General features: G+C 56.1%; 10 protein-coding genes. 7 read left to right on the forward strand and 3 right to left on the reverse strand.

Going from position 1 to position 15,108, the window contains the following annotated elements; genetic code table 11:
- Positions 1 to 3: 3 nt before the first annotated feature.
- Positions 4 to 1,341 carry an anthranilate synthase component I family protein gene (locus HCU74_RS08585; protein WP_168449966.1) on the reverse strand — a complete coding sequence of 446 codons (1,338 nt, stop codon included), beginning with the start codon at positions 1,339 to 1,341 and terminating at the stop codon, positions 4 to 6.
- A gap of 331 nt (positions 1,342 to 1,672) precedes the next feature.
- Here HCU74_RS08585 and HCU74_RS08590 point away from each other — a divergent pair, with 331 nt between their 5' ends.
- From HCU74_RS08590 to HCU74_RS08615, 6 genes are all read left to right on the forward strand, one after another.
- Positions 1,673 to 3,406: an acyl-CoA carboxylase subunit beta gene (locus HCU74_RS08590; RefSeq protein ID WP_168449967.1), complete on the forward strand. Its 1,734-nt coding sequence runs from the start codon at positions 1,673 to 1,675 to the stop codon at positions 3,404 to 3,406.
- A 51-nt stretch (positions 3,407 to 3,457) separates the two neighbouring features.
- On the forward strand, positions 3,458 to 6,301 hold the full coding sequence (locus tag HCU74_RS08595) for an ATP-binding protein (protein WP_168449968.1): 2,844 nt from the start codon (positions 3,458 to 3,460) through the stop codon (positions 6,299 to 6,301).
- Positions 6,302 to 6,391: 90 nt separating this feature from the next.
- A complete protein-coding gene (mce, locus tag HCU74_RS08600) occupies positions 6,392 to 6,805 on the forward strand; it encodes a methylmalonyl-CoA epimerase (protein WP_168449969.1) in 414 nt (137 codons plus the stop codon).
- A gap of 73 nt (positions 6,806 to 6,878) precedes the next feature.
- Positions 6,879 to 9,038 carry a methylmalonyl-CoA mutase gene (scpA, locus tag HCU74_RS08605; RefSeq protein WP_168449970.1) on the forward strand — a complete coding sequence of 720 codons (2,160 nt, stop codon included), beginning with the start codon at positions 6,879 to 6,881 and terminating at the stop codon, positions 9,036 to 9,038.
- An 86-nt stretch (positions 9,039 to 9,124) separates the two neighbouring features.
- On the forward strand, positions 9,125 to 10,099 hold the full coding sequence (gene meaB, locus HCU74_RS08610; protein ID WP_168449971.1) for a methylmalonyl Co-A mutase-associated GTPase MeaB: 975 nt from the start codon (positions 9,125 to 9,127) through the stop codon (positions 10,097 to 10,099).
- Positions 10,100 to 10,105: 6 nt separating this feature from the next.
- On the forward strand, positions 10,106 to 10,561 hold the full coding sequence (locus HCU74_RS08615) for a YiiD C-terminal domain-containing protein (protein WP_168449972.1): 456 nt from the start codon (positions 10,106 to 10,108) through the stop codon (positions 10,559 to 10,561).
- A gap of 40 nt (positions 10,562 to 10,601) precedes the next feature.
- On the opposite strand, the gene HCU74_RS08620 is transcribed toward HCU74_RS08615, so the two are convergent.
- The gene (locus tag HCU74_RS08620) at positions 10,602 to 11,774 is read right to left on the reverse strand and encodes a patatin-like phospholipase family protein (protein ID WP_345889668.1); all 1,173 of its coding nucleotides are present in this window, start codon (positions 11,772 to 11,774) and stop codon (positions 10,602 to 10,604) included.
- Positions 11,771 to 12,592 (reverse strand): posphoenolpyruvate synthetase regulatory kinase/phosphorylase PpsR, encoded by an 822-nt coding sequence (gene ppsR, locus HCU74_RS08625; RefSeq protein ID WP_168449973.1) that lies wholly within the window; start codon positions 12,590 to 12,592, stop codon positions 11,771 to 11,773. Before ppsR ends, HCU74_RS08620 begins: the two co-directional genes overlap by 4 nt.
- 130 nt (positions 12,593 to 12,722) lie before the next feature.
- Here ppsR and ppsA point away from each other — a divergent pair, with 130 nt between their 5' ends.
- Positions 12,723 to 15,095, forward strand: coding sequence for a phosphoenolpyruvate synthase (gene ppsA / locus HCU74_RS08630; protein ID WP_168449974.1), 2,373 nt, complete (start codon positions 12,723 to 12,725; stop codon positions 15,093 to 15,095).
- The last annotated feature ends 13 nt before the right edge of the window (positions 15,096 to 15,108 follow it).

A 15,108-nucleotide genomic window follows, 5' to 3' on the forward strand; every position in this document is an offset into this window, starting at 1 on the left:
AACTTACTCGGCGTCCCGCAGCCGTGACAGCAGGGCGCCGATCTTCTCGTCAATTTCCCTCAATTCCTCGTCAACATTCGAGTCGGCGACAATCCCGCCGCCGGCCCAGCCACGTATTGTGCCGTCCTGACAAACAAAGCTGCGAATGGTAATACTACTGTCGACTGTGCCCCCTGCAGAGATATAGAACACCGAGCCGCAATACAGTGAGCGTCGCGCGGGTTCCAGTTCGGCAATAATTTCCATGGCCCGCCGTTTGGGGGCGCCGGTAATTGAACCCCCGGGAAAGCAATTAAACAGGGCACGGATTGGCCCGACATCCTCGCGCATCTGCCCATTGACGGTGCTGACCAGGTGGTGGACGGTGCGAAAGCTCTGTAATTCAAGCAGTTTCTCGGTGTACACACTGCCAGGCGTGCAGGATCGGCCGAGATCGTTGCGCAATAAATCGACGATCATAATGTTTTCGGCGCGGTTTTTAGCGCTTTGCTTCAGCGCCTGTGCGGCGTCCTGATCTGCTTTCGGGTCGGTATGGCGGGGTGCTGTGCCCTTGATTGGCTGGGTTTGCAAGCGCCGTTCGCTGTCGATACTGAGCAGGCGCTCAGGGGAGAAGCTGAGCAATTGCGCCGGGCCAAAATCCCAGTAAGCGGAGAACGGTGCGGCGGCAACCGAGCGCAGGCGCAGGTAGGCGCTCAGTGGCGAGCCGCTGTAGGAGGCTTGAAAATCCCGGGCGAGGTTGATCTGGTAACAGTCCCCGGCCTGAATATAGGACTGCACTTTTGCAAAGGCGGCACGATATTGTTCAGGTCCAAGCTGGCTGCTGAAGTCGCCCTTGAGGTGAAAGGGGGCGAGTGGGGCGCTGTCGTCAAACAAGCCAGCGAACATTCTGTGGGCAATATGGCTGCTGCAGTCGGGCTGCAGCACCAGATGGGTTTGGACGGTGTGATGGTCGACAACGATCGCCCAGCCAAACACCCCCACCCGCGCCAGCGGTAGAGGACTTGAGGGCGGACGACCGAGATGGATGGCTTCACCGTAGTCGTAGCTGAGATAGCCAATTGCCCCGCCGCAAAAGGGCAGGCTGTCGTCGCTTTCCAGTCGTCCCATCGCCAGGGCGATGTCCCGCTCAGCAGCTAATAATGATTCTTCAAATGTTCCATAGCTGCTTGGTTTTAAAGTAATAACTCTTTCTGGTTCGGCGCTGATAATGCTGTAGCGACCGCGTTCGCTTTGGGGCTTCCCCGAGTCGAGAATACATATCGAAGAGGCGTTGCCAAGCCAGCCGATGTAGGTGCTGATGTCGTCGTGGTAGGGAAGGGATCGGCGTCGAAGTCTGGACATGGCGACGGGGTTTGACCTCAGTGTATGGTCGGGATGCTGCCGCGATTGTACGTGCTAGGCCTATGAAAAATCTACTGTTTTAGTCATTGTGCCGGAACCTCGGAATGGTCTGTTTGGATTGACACTTGGGTCGCTTCCCAGTAAGGTTAGCCGCCGCTTTGAGAAACACCAAACCGTCGCCGGAATCACACCTAGAACGGTACGTTCTCAATCATCCGTAACTCCTCCGCCAGCTGGCGTGAAATCTAGCAGCCTTTTCTGAGGGTTGTGGGTTAACTCAGCCTGTGGTTGGAGCCGGAAACAAGAATCATTGCATCTGGGACTGACAGGCATGAGCAAAAAAGAGCAATTGACTCCCTCATTGGAAAATCCGTTCGCGCAGAAATCTGAGCTCGAATTCACCGTACCCGGTCAGATCGACTACGATCCAGGCTTATATGAAGCTGCACTTCAGGCCGGCTACGACCTCCAGCAACGTCCGCAAAAAGCTGCCGGTGTAAAAGCCACCCAAAAGCAGCATGAAAAGAAGCGGATGACGATTTGGGAACGTATCCAGGTATTGGCTGATGCCGGTAGCGAACCCAAAGTGTTGTACCAGAACTGGGGTAAAAACCTCGATGGTGCCTCGCTGGTGACCGCAATTATTAAGGTAAATGGCCGCGATATCGCCATGTACGGGCACGATTTTACCGTGCGTGCTGGCTCGATGGACGCGACCAATGGCAGCAAGCTGGCCAAGCTGTTTGAGCTGGCGGGTAAGTTGGGCATTCCTCTGGTTGGCATGAATGACTCTGCCGGAGCCTATATTCCAGCCGGTGTTGGTGGACTCGATGGCTATGCCGAGGCCTTTACCGCACTGCGTAAAATAAACGGCGTCGTGCCCTCCATTATGTGTATGTTCGGCTACAACGCCGGCGGTGGCTCTTACCTGCCCCGTCAGGGCTCGTTTATCATTCAGCCCAACGACACCTTCTTCGGACTGACTGGCCCCGGTGTTGTTAAATCGGTACTGGGTGAAGACGTTACCGCTGATGAACTCGGCGGACCCGCAGTGCACAGCAAGTCCGGTGTTACCGACTTTGTTGTACCCGACGAAGTGGCAGCGCTGCGCAAGGTCAAGGAGCTGCTGAACTATCTGCCGGACAATTCCTCTTCACAGCCGCCATTCCAGCCAACATCTGATCCGATCAAGCGTAAAACCTGGGATGTAGATCTGCTGTTGAAAAAGGCCTTTAACAGCCCGACCGGCTTTAACACGCCTTTCGATATCAGCATTATCATTCAGCAGATGTGCGATCACGGCGACTACTTTGAAATTCAGCCTGAGCGCGCCCGCAACACCATCTGTGCGCTGGGTCGAATCGGCGGTAATGTGGTCGGCTTTGTCGCCAACAACTCTGCGGTGGCCTCGGGCCAGATTGACATCGACGCAGCCTACAAGAACGCGCGCTTTATCCGCTTCTGTAATGTTTACAATATTCCGGTGATCTTTATGGAAGACACCACCGGCTTCCTGCCCGGTCGTGAGCAAGAAGCAGGCGGTATTGTTCAGGCGGGTCGCGCTATGCTGGACGCGATTATCGACCTGCGTACACCGCGCTTCCTGGTGATTGTGCGCAACGCCTTCGGTGGCGCCTACGCCGCGTTTAACAACTACCCCACCGGTGCCGACTTTGTCTGCGCGCTGCCCACCACTCGCCTGGCGGTAATGGGGCCAGCGGGTGTGGAGTATGTGTACAAGGAAGAAGTGCGCAAAATCCGCGGCTCAATCCAATCCCGCATCGCGGAAGGCACCAAGCAAAACATCAGTGCTGGCATGAACGAAGCCGATGCTGAAAGCGCTGCCAAAGCGGCTGTTGCCGAGTGGCAAAAGCAGGAAGAGGCGCTGCTGACGCAACGCTACGAGCGCGAACTGATGAACCCCAATGAAGCACTTAGCCTGGGATCGATTTCCCAGATCGTGATGCCGTCAGACCTGAGACAGGTTCTTGGCGAGCAACTTGAACTGCACTTGAAGGGCTATACGCCGGCACCGATGGGCGGTGTTCAGCGTGAGTTCCATTAAGAGCCGAGACATCACACAACGCTAATCGATTCGCTTACGAGGTTATTCAACGTGCAGACCAGTAACAATTATTACTTAAACAATCCGCTGACCCACAAAGATCGTCAGCTGGATAAATCCGCATCAGAGTGGGTGAGAAGTTTCTCCTGTAAGGATATGAAACCACTCATTATTTGTCGTGGTCCGATTCGCAAGGAAGCGATGGATGTCTTCGACGAAATGGGCATTCACGGTTACGGCATTCTGCTGTCCGAGAAGGACTCCATCACCTACACCAACGCCCTTGCTCCCGAGTTGCGTACCCTGACCGATCCCGATCGCGTCCACCGCGTGCCAGACTACACCGGGGCCAACAAGGAAGAGCGTAATCGCCGCATACAGCAGATTATCCGCATCGCCCACGACAACGGCTATAACTCGATTTTTGCCGGTTATGGCTTTATGTCGGAAGATGCCGAGATGGTTGAAGCGATGGAAGAGGCCGGACTGAACTTTATCGGCCCCTGTTCCTTCACCCAGAAATCTGCGGGCATGAAAGACCAGGCCAAGCGCACCGCACTGGAAACCGGCGTATCGGTGACCCCCGGTGTCAACAACGCCACCAGCCTGGCTCTGTTCGCCAAATACGGCAAGGACGGTCTGGCCAAGTGTGCCAAGGACAATAATCTGTCAGTGGATTTCAGTCAGTGCAAGGACGAGGAGGAGCAGGCTCTGGCTCTGTTGGCCGCCTCGTACGATGCCGGTATCGATATTATCGACGCCAAGGACATCGGCGAAGCCCTGAAGGTTGAAGCCAAGCGTATGCTGGCGGAAAAGCCCAACAACCGCTTCCGTCTGAAAGCCATCGCCGGTGGTGGTGGTAAAGGTCAGCGTATTCTTCAGTCTGCGAACTCCTACGAAGGCGCCAGCCTGGAAGAAAAAGTCGAAAAGGCCGCTGCCAATGTACCTTCGCTGGTGCTGGAGTGTCTGATCGAGCTGAAAACCAACGGTGTGGGCGACAACAAAAACGTCCTGATCGAAATGAACATCGACACCACCCGCCACCAGGAAATCCAGGTAGTGGGCAACGGTGAATGGTGCATGACCATGGGCGGTCGCGATTGCTCATTGCAAATGCACGAGCAGAAACTGCTGGAAGTGTCCGTTACCGAAGAAGAGCTGGTCGCGGCTATTGCTGCGGCAGAAGCAGCGGGTAGCACCGGTGAAGCCGAGCAGCTGAAAAAGGATCTGGTGATCCTGCAGCGCATGGAAGAAGAGGGCGCTGTATTCGGCCAAGCGGTGAAGCTGGACTCCGTCGGTACCTTTGAGTGTATCGTTGACGGTGAAGCCCACTACTTCATGGAAATGAACACGCGGATTCAGGTAGAACACCGGGTAACCGAACTGTGCTACAAGCTCAAGTTCACTAACCCCGAAAATCCCGCAGATTACTTTATTGCTGAAAGCCTCGTTGAAGTGATGGTGCTGCTGGCCCGTCACGGCAAGCGTCTGCCCAAGCCAGAGCGTCTGCTGCGGGAAAAAACCTCGGTAGAAGCGCGGATGAACGCGACCAACCAAGCGCTCCAGCCCCACGCGGGCGGGGTGATTGAAAACTGGTCTAATGCGATTGTTGGCGAGATTCGTGACGACCAGGGTATCTCTACCCACAACCCCGACACCGATGTATTCATGAAATACCATCTGGCCGGGGCCTATGACTCCAACATCGCACTGCTGCTGACCACCGGTGAAACCCGCATGGACAGCTACAAGCGTCTTGCCGAAATTCTGCGTCGCACTGAACTGCGCGGTAAAGATCTGGCGACCAACCTGGAGTTCCACTACGGTTTGGTACACTGGTTTATCGGCAACGGCATTAACGCGCGCCCAAGCACGCGCTTTATCGTGCCTTATCTGACTGCGGTGGGCTTGCTGAAAGAGCAGGCGAACCAGATTGATCTGGAATACGCCTACGGCCAGATTCGCCAGTCGTACATCAATCGCGCAGCCGATACCGCAGCGGCGTGGGCGTCGGTGCTGGACGCCAAGCAATTGTTGGTTATCCGTCCGCTGGAACGCCTGTTTGCCGAGCCTCATTACATGGCGGGTTGGCTCAGCATTAACAAGGACACCGTGTCTGTTGGCAGTGACGGCGTGACCTGGTCAGAGAACCCGATTCTGCTCCTCGACCGTCTGTACCACTACCTGAATATGGATTTCGAAGCGGGCAAACCGGCGCGCTACATGATCTGGGACCACGATCATGAAATCCTGTCGGCGGCGGTTGGCTTCTACAACACCCTGGCGGAGCGCCTGGGCACCACCGACTATACCGAGACCGAGGCGCTGTTGGCCAAAGACGCCGCACCGGCGGGCTTCTCTAACGAAGAGTGGAGTGGCGTACGCAGTGCCCACGCAGGCTATATGGCCGGTACTGAGCTGCTGGCCATTCTGGCCCATATCGGTAAAGCCACCGGCTTCTGTGAGCTGGCGGTGAATGATGATCTCAGCATCACTATTCCCGAGCGCCTCACTGACGAAGCTTTGCAGAAGCGTATGGCCAAAGTGTTGGTACCGCCGCCAGCGGCCAAGTCCGATGAAATTCTCGCTGCCAGCGGCGGTATGTACTACCCCCGTGAAGCGCCGGGTATGGACGTGTTCGTCAGCGAAGGCGACCACTTCGAGGCGGGCGATACCCTGTACATCGTCGAAGTAATGAAGATGTTCAACAAGGTTGTTGCTCCCTTCGCCGGTACCGTTGAGAAAGTACTGATCGACGGCGACGGAGTGATTATCAAGAAAGGGCAGCCGCTGTTCAAAGTCAGCCCCGACGAGAAAATCGAGGAAATCTCTCCCGAGGAAGTCGCGGCCGAGCGCCGTGCCAAGACCGCCCAGTTCCTGCAGGGCCTGGTTTAAGGGCGAGAGTCGCCTGACGGAGGCGGAAACGCGTAGTCGGCGTTTTCCGTTCTTCGTCGGGCGTATAGCGATTACATTGGAGTTGAATCTATGATTACAGCACTTGACCATATTGCCATTGCGGTTCCCGATCTGGAAAAAGCGATCAAACGCTTCATGGAAGATTTCGGCCTGCCTTTTGAGGGCACAGAAGACGTTGAAAGCGCGAAAACCTCTACCGCCTTCTTTCCACTGCCGCCGACCAGTATCGAGCTGGTGCACCCCTTGAACGGCGAAGGTCCGATTGCCAAATTCCTGGAAAAGAAACCCGGTGGTATCCATCACCTGTGCTTCCGTAGCGACGACATCAATGCCGATGTTGCCCGCCTGAAGGAAAAGGGCTACCAGTTTTTGTCGGATGCGCCGTCGCCCGGTGCCCACGGTTGCCAGGTTATCTTTATTCACCCAAAATCCTGTGATGGTGTGTTGATTGAAATCAATCAGCCAGCGGAAGACCACCACTAATTCATCCCATCGGCGATCAGCCGTCCGTATAGAGACGGCGAGAACCGCAAAATCAACTGACAGGTAAACACAGATGGCAGATTACAAAGCCCCCGATAGCTCTGTAGAAGAGTGGAAAAAGCTGGCGAACAAGACCCTTGAACGCAGCAATAAAACGTTGGATGACCTCGTGTGGCACACCCCCGAAGGCATCGATGTAAAGCCGCTTTACACCGCAGAAGATATCGCTGATCTGCCCTTTACCAATACACTGCCAGGCATAGAGCCGTTTATTCGCGGCCCGCAGCCCACCATGTATGCCGGTCGTCCCTGGACGATTCGTCAGTATGCGGGTTTCTCTACCGCTGAAGAATCCAATGCCTTCTACCGCAAGGCACTTGCTGCCGGTGGCCAGGGTGTGTCGGTCGCCTTTGACCTCGCGACTCACCGTGGATACGACTCGGATCACCCACGGGTGACCGGTGACGTCGGTAAGGCCGGTGTGGCCATCGACTCTGTTGAAGACATGAAAGTGCTGTTCGACGGAATTCCCTTGGACAAGGTCTCGGTGTCCATGACCATGAACGGTGCGGTGCTGCCGGTGCTGGCGGGTTACATCGTGGCTGCCGAAGAGCAGGGCGTAAGCCAGGACCAGCTGTCGGGCACCATCCAGAACGACATCCTGAAAGAATTCATGGTGCGTAACACCTATATTTATCCGCCGCAGCCGTCGATGAAAATCATCGGCGACATCATTGCCTATGCGTCGGATAATATGCCCAAGTTCAATACAATTTCGATCTCTGGCTACCACATTCAGGAAGCCGGTGCCGATGCCGCCCTGGAGCTGGCATACACCCTTGCCGATGGCAAGGAGTACATCCGCACGGCCATCGCCGCTGGACTGGATATCGACAAGTTCGCCGGTCGTTTGTCCTTCTTCTGGGGCATCGGCATGAATTTCTACATGGAAATCGCCAAGATGCGCGCGGCGCGTCTGTTGTGGGCGGAAATCGTGTCAGAGTTCGAACCTAAAAACCCGCGCTCGAAAATGCTGCGTACTCACAGCCAGACCTCCGGTTGGTCGCTGACTGAGCAAGACCCCTACAACAACATCGTGCGTACCACTATCGAAGCGATGGCCGCAGTATTTGGTGGCACCCAGTCGCTGCACACCAACGCACTGGACGAAGCGATCGCGCTGCCGACCCAGTTCTCGTCCCGCATCGCCCGTAACACCCAGCTGGTTATTCAGGAAGAAACCGGCATTACCAAGGTTGCTGATCCCTGGGGCGGCTCCTATATGATGGAGTCACTGACCAAGGAAATTGCTGACCGCGCCCGTGAGCTGATTGCCGAAGTCGAAGAAAAAGGCGGCATGGCAAAAGCGATCGAAACCGGGATGCCCAAACTGCGCATCGAAGAATCCGCCGCGCGCAAGCAGGCACGTATCGACCGCGGTGAAGACGTCATCGTCGGCGTCAACAAATACATTCTCGATGAAGAAGACGATGTTGAAGTTCTCGATATCGACAACGAGAAAGTTCGTCAGTCTCAGGTAGAGGCTTTGGCTCGCATTCGCAGCTCTCGCGACGAAGCCGCTGTGGAAGACGCGCTGGAAGCGATCTACCAGTGCGCGCTGACCGGCGAAGGCAACCTGCTTGATCTGGCTGTAAAGGCCACCCGCGTTCGCGCCACAGTGGGTGAAATCTCCTTTGCCATGGAGCGTGAGTTTGGTCGCTTCAACGCCCAGGCGCAAACCGTCTCCGGTGTCTACGGCAGCGCCTATCAGGACGACGAAAACTGGCAGGGCATCACCAGCGATATCGAGAAATTTGTCGAAAAACACGGCCGTCGTCCGCGTATGCTGGTGTGCAAAATGGGTCAGGATGGCCACGACCGCGGCGCGAAAGTTATCGCCACGGCCTTTGCCGACGTCGGCTTTGATATCGACCTGTCACCGATGTTCTCAACCCCTGAAGAAGTCGCCAAGCAGGCAGTGGAAAACGACGTGCACGTGGTTGGAGTATCGTCGCAAGCCGCCGGTCACAAAACCCTGGTGCCACAGTTGATTGAAGAGCTGAAAAAGGCCGGTGCTGACGACATTATTGTAGTCGCAGGTGGCGTTATTCCGCGCCCGGACTACGACTTCCTCTACCAGGCCGGTGTGAAGGGTATTTTTGGTCCCGGCACCAAGATCCCGCTGGCTGCACGCGGCGTGTTGGACTCTATTAACGAAGCGTATAAGGGCTAACAGCGCCGGACGCGAAATGCTGGACGCAAGACGCTGAACAACGGGCGTAAGCGTCTTGCGTTTCGCGTCTTGCGTCTCGCAACCATATGATAGACATACACGCTCTCACATCCGGTAATTCCCGCGCCCTCGCCAAGGCCATCACTCTGGTCGAAAGCAAAAAGCTGGAGCACCGCAGTCAGGCGCAGGAACTGCTTGAAGCGGTTCTTCCTCAAACCGGCAATAGTATCCGCATTGGTATTACCGGTATCCCCGGGGTCGGTAAATCGACATTTATCGAGGCCTTTGGCTTGTATCTGGTGTCTCAGGGCAAGCGGGTTGCGGTATTGGCGGTTGACCCCAGCTCGCCGATTGCCGGCGGTTCCATTCTGGGTGATAAAACCCGCATGGAGCTACTGTCCCGCAGCAACGATGCCTTTATTCGGCCTTCGCCCTCGGAGGGATCTCTGGGCGGTGTTGCATTGAAAACCCGGGAAACCATGCTGCTTTGCGAAGCCGCCGGTTACGATGTGATTCTGGTGGAAACCGTTGGGGTAGGGCAGTCCGAATACGAGGTCGCCAGTATGGTGGACTTCTTTATGGTGCTGATGTTGCCCAATGCCGGCGATGAACTACAGGGTATAAAAAAGGGGATTATCGAACTGGCCGATGCTCTGGTGATTAACAAGGCCGATGGCGAGAGTATCAATCTCGCTGAGCAGACCCGCCGCCATTACCAGAACGCGCTGCATCTGCTGCGCCACAACAGCTTCTGGACGCCTCAGGTGATGAGTTGTTCGGCCCTGAAGCAGGAAAATATTGAAGCGGTTTGGGGGATGATCAGCGGCTTTCAAATCGACGCCACTAAAAACGGTTCACTCAGTGAAAAGCGTGCTCGCCAGGCCCGTGAGTGGATGAGCAAATTGCTCCACGAAATGCTGGATATGAAGTTAAAGGAACACCCCCAGGTGAAGGCAGAAATGCCGCTGCTCAACCAGAAGGTGACCAATGGTGAAACGACACCATTCCTTGCGGCACAACGTTTAATTGAGCTGCTGTTTAGCGATAAAAAAGAGACCTGAATTGCCATGCCCGCCGATATTAGCCACAAGCTGGACGAGTTTATTGCTGCCTACCTGCCTACGGCCCAGCATATGGAGTTGGCGGTTGATCGCTATGATGGCCAGTCTCTGCGTTTACATGCGCCTCTGGCGCCCAGTATTAATGACAAGCTCACGGCCTTTGGCGGTAGCATCTATGTCGTTGCCGTGATGACCTGTTGGGGTATGGTCTATCTGCGCTGTGTCGAGGCGGGGCTGGATCCCGACATTGTGGTTGCCAAAGCGGAAATTGATTATCTGCTGCCGGTGAATGACGATATCGTCGCTGAGTCGGTGCCCGCTCTGGATGACCAGTGGGAGCATTTTTTCCATAGCTTCGACGACCGCGGTCGGGGGAAAATCGAGCTGTGTTCACAGGTTATCGTGCGCGGCGAAGTCGCCGCGCGCTTCAAGGGCATTTACGCCATCGTCGGGGTTAAATAGCCTCGCGTTGTTTTCTCCATCGCGTTCATGAAAAGGCTGTTTACTGCCGGTAAAGAAACTTTTCCAGCTCCTCTCGCTGGGTCATGCCGTCGTTATAGCCCAAATCAATTAATTTCCCGCAGTATTCCGGTGTGAACAACAGGTAGCTGGCGATACTGACATTACCGCCACGGTTGGCCCCGGTTCTGCCCATAAAAAAGCGTAAACTGCGGGGCAACTCGCTGATATGCTCGTCGGCGATAGCGTCGATATCCTCGCTGGGGCTCACCACCAGGCAGTCCACTGGCAACAACGCCCGCCCCATCATTTGCATATTGTCTTCGGGGATCAGTGTCAGCAATTCATTGACTCGTTCCAGTCTCTCGATATCGGTTTCGATACTGTCGATAAAGGCGCTGTTCAATAGTTGCCCAATGATTTGCCCAAAGGCGGGGGATTGGATCGGTTTCGCCCGGTGGTGGTAGACCCGTTTGTGGCCGTTGGCCGGAATCACCAATACTCGATTCGCCCCGAGGTGGATCGCAGGGCTGATTGGCGTCAACTGCCGCAGCGCACCGTCGCCATAATAGTAGCGACCGATTTTAGCGGGTGGAAAGATGGTCGGAATCGCGGTTGAGGCCATCAGGTGCTGTAGCTGTATAGGGGTGGCCACACCCTGGCGGCGCCAACGCTGCCAGCCCGCGTGCTGAGGGCCGCCCTGGAAAAAGGTTTCAGACAGACCGAGAGTGTAATTCATCGCCGTAAGCGACAGTGCGTCGAGGTCGCCGTTGTAGATATTGCGACCGATATCGTCGAAGTCTATGTGATGTTGTAACAGTTCCCGCAGAGGACTATTGTCCAGCAGGGCAACGGGCCGGCCTTCGGTGATACCCGCATTGAACAGGGAAACCCCGAGTCGAATAGCGTTGCGGATCACCCCGTAGACATCCGCCCGATAGATTTTCTGGGTGGTGAGGTCCCGCCACATCATTTCCAGGGTGCGTACTGCACCGACAAAGTGGTGGGCCCCCGCGCCAATAGACACCGCGTTGATGCCCCCCGCCGAGGTGCCGACCAGTATGGGAAAGGGATTGTTGTGGCGTTTGTCATGGATCTCGGCCAGGGCCTTTAACACGCCCACCTGATAGGCGGCGCGGGCGCCACCGCCGGGTAGAACCAGCCCGGTGTTGGCGCGACTGACACTGTTGCCAATGGCTGATACGGAGTCGTTCACTGTGAGCGCTGGCCCCGTAATCCGGTTTCAACCAGGATGCGAGTGGCGATTTCTTCCACTGAGGCATGGGTGGTGTCGATATAGGGGATACCAAAGCGACTGAACAGGGCCTCGGCGTCGCGCACCTCGTCTTCACAGCGGCGCAGGCTGGCATAGGGGCTGTTCGGGCGGCGTTCACTGCGAATCGCTGACAGGCGCTCGGGTTCAATGGTCAGTCCGTAGAGGCGGTCGCGGTATTCCGCCAACGGACGGGGCAGCCGACGCTCCTCAAGATCCTCTTCGGTGAGGGGATAGTTGGCAACGAATACCCCGGTTTGCAGGGCGAGGTAGAGACAGGTCGGGGTTTTGCCACTGCGGGATACCCCGATAAGAATCACCTGGGCCTGGTCATAGCGGTTGATACGGGCGCCGTCGTCGTTGTCGAGGGCGAAATTGACCGCATCGATACGGTTTTTGTAGCGGGCGTCGCGGTCGGCGTTTTTCACCCGGCCTACCGTGCTGGAGGGCTTTTGTCCCAGCGCGGTTTCCAGTTGTCCGAGAAAGTGCGCCAGCACGTCGATAATAAAACCGCTGCTGGTGGCGATCACCGCGCGAATATCCGCGTTAACCAGGGTATCGAAGATGATGGGCTGCTCGCCGCTTTCCTTGGCAACCCGGTCGATTTTTTCCACGGCGGCCTGGGCTTTTTCAATGGAGTCTACGTAAGGCACGATGACGTGCTCGAATTTTTGCTGCTCAAATTGGGATAAAAGACTGCTGCCCAGGGTCTCGGCGGTGATGCCGGTACTGTCTGAAATAAAGAATACGGTGCGTGTCATGTAGTTTTTTTACCAAATAGCCGAAGAATCTCGACGGGAATTTCCAGAATAGCTGGTCTACTATCACTGCATCAAATTATTACACACTTATAACTGCTGGGCCGACGCTTTGCAAAACGGAGAAATACCAATGGCTGAATACGTAATCTGGTTCCGCGATCTGGGCATGAACGATGTTGAGCGAGTCGGGGGCAAAAACGCCTCGCTGGGTGAAATGATAAGCCAGTTGTCGAATGCCGGCGTATCGGTGCCAGATGGCTTTGCCACCACCGCACAGGCCTATCGCGACTTTCTTGAGCAGAGTGGTCTGAACGATCGCATCCAGTCGGCGCTTAACGACCTGGATATTGACGACGTGAAAAAACTGGCGGAAGTGGGCCGGGATATTCGTCAGTGGATCGTCGATACCCCCTTTCCAGCGCCACTGAACGAGGCGATTAGCACCGCCTACGCCAAAATGATTGACGGCAATCCGGCAATGGCCTGTGCGGTGCGCTCCTCGGCGACGGCTGAAGACCTGCCCGATGCCTCCTTTGCGGGTCAGCAGGAAACCTTCCTGAACATCAACGGCCTCGACAATATTATGATCGCCATCAAGGAGGTATTTGCCTCTTTGTACAACGATCGCGCGATTTCCTACCGGGTGCACAAGGGCTTTGAACACGCCGATGTCGCACTGTCCGCAGGCATTCAGCGCATGGTGCGTTCCGAAACCGGCGCCGCCGGGGTCATGTTCTCTATGGATACCGAATCCGGCTTTGATGGCGTTGTGTTTATCACCGCCAGCTACGGCCTGGGTGAAACCGTTGTACAGGGCGCGGTAAACCCCGATGAGTTTTACGTACACAAGGCCACCCTTGAGAAAAATCGTCCCGCAGTACTGCGCCGTAACCTTGGCAGCAAACTGATCAAGATGGTCTACGGCAGTGAGGCCTCTGCGGGCAAGTCGGTGGAAACCGTTGAGGTGCCCGAGGCTGATCGCAGCGAATTCTGTATTACCGACGACGAAGTGATGTCACTGGCCCGTCAGGCGCTGATTATCGAAAAGCACTATGGTCGGCCGATGGATATCGAGTGGGCCAGAGATGGCGATGACGGCAAGCTGTACATCGTCCAGGCCCGTCCGGAAACCGTCAAGAGCCGCGAATCCGCCAATATGATGGAGCGCTACCTGCTCAAGGAAAAGGGCAATGTGCTCTGTGAAGGTCGCTCAATCGGTCAGCGTATTGGCGCGGGTCCGGTTCGCGTCATCGACAACCTGGCGCAGATGGATGAGGTTCAGCAGGGCGATGTGCTTGTTACCGACATGACCGACCCGGACTGGGAGCCAGTGATGAAGCGGGCCTCTGCCATCGTCACCAACCGGGGTGGCCGTACCTGCCACGCGGCGATCATTGCCCGGGAGCTGGGCATCCCCGCCGTTGTGGGTTGTGGCGACGCCACCGAACGCCTGAAAACCGGTCAGGAAGTCACAGTATCCTGTGCGGAAGGTGATACCGGTATGGTGTACGAGGGCATGCTGGAGTTCAATATCAGCCGCAACAAGCTCGATGCCATGCCCGAGCTGCCCTTCAAAATTATGATGAACGTGGGCAACCCCGACCGGGCCTTTGATTTCCAGGCCTACCCCAACGCCGGTGTCGGTCTGGCGCGTCTGGAGTTTATTATCAACCGGATGATTGGCGTTCACCCCAAGGCGCTGATTAATTTCGATACCTTGCCGCGGGATGTGCAGCAGGCGGTAAAACGTCGGGTTGCTGGCTATAGCGATCCGGTGGAGTTCTATGTCGAAAAATTGGTGGAAGGAATTTCCAGCATCGCCAGTGCCTTCTACCCCGAGCGTGTCATCGTGCGGATGTCAGATTTCAAATCCAATGAGTACGCCCACCTGATCGGCGGCAGCTTGTATGAGCCTTCGGAAGAAAACCCCATGCTGGGCTTCCGTGGTGCCTCGCGCTACATCTCCGACAGCTTCCGGGAGTGCTTCGAGCTGGAATGCCGTGCGCTCAAGCGGGTTCGGGAGGAGATGGATCTGAGCAATGTCGAGATTATGGTGCCCTTCGTACGTACCGTTGGTGAGGCCAAACAGGTTATCGACCTCCTCGCGGAGAACGGCCTGAAGCGGGGCGAAAACGGCTTGAAGGTGATTATGATGTGCGAGCTGCCCGCCAACGCGATTCTGGCGGAGCAATTCCTCGAGCACTTCGACGGTTTCTCCATTGGCTCCAACGATTTGACCCAGCTTACCCTGGGGCTGGATCGCGACTCCGGCTTGATTGCCCACCTGTTTGACGAGCGCAACGAGGCCATTAAGGAGCTGCTGAAAAATGCCATCCAGGCCTGTAAAAAGGCAGGTAAGTATGTGGGTATCTGTGGTCAGGGACCGTCTGATCACCCTGACTTTGCCCAGTGGCTGATGGAGCAGGGGATCGACAGCGTGTCGCTCAACCCGGATTCGGTGTTGGAGACCTGGTTGTTCCTGGCGGAAAAACTGAAGAAGTAAGCCGCAGCAAAGC

The sequence above is a fragment of the Spongiibacter thalassae genome (assembly GCF_012272835.1).
Taxonomy (GTDB): domain Bacteria; phylum Pseudomonadota; class Gammaproteobacteria; order Pseudomonadales; family Spongiibacteraceae; genus Spongiibacter; species Spongiibacter thalassae.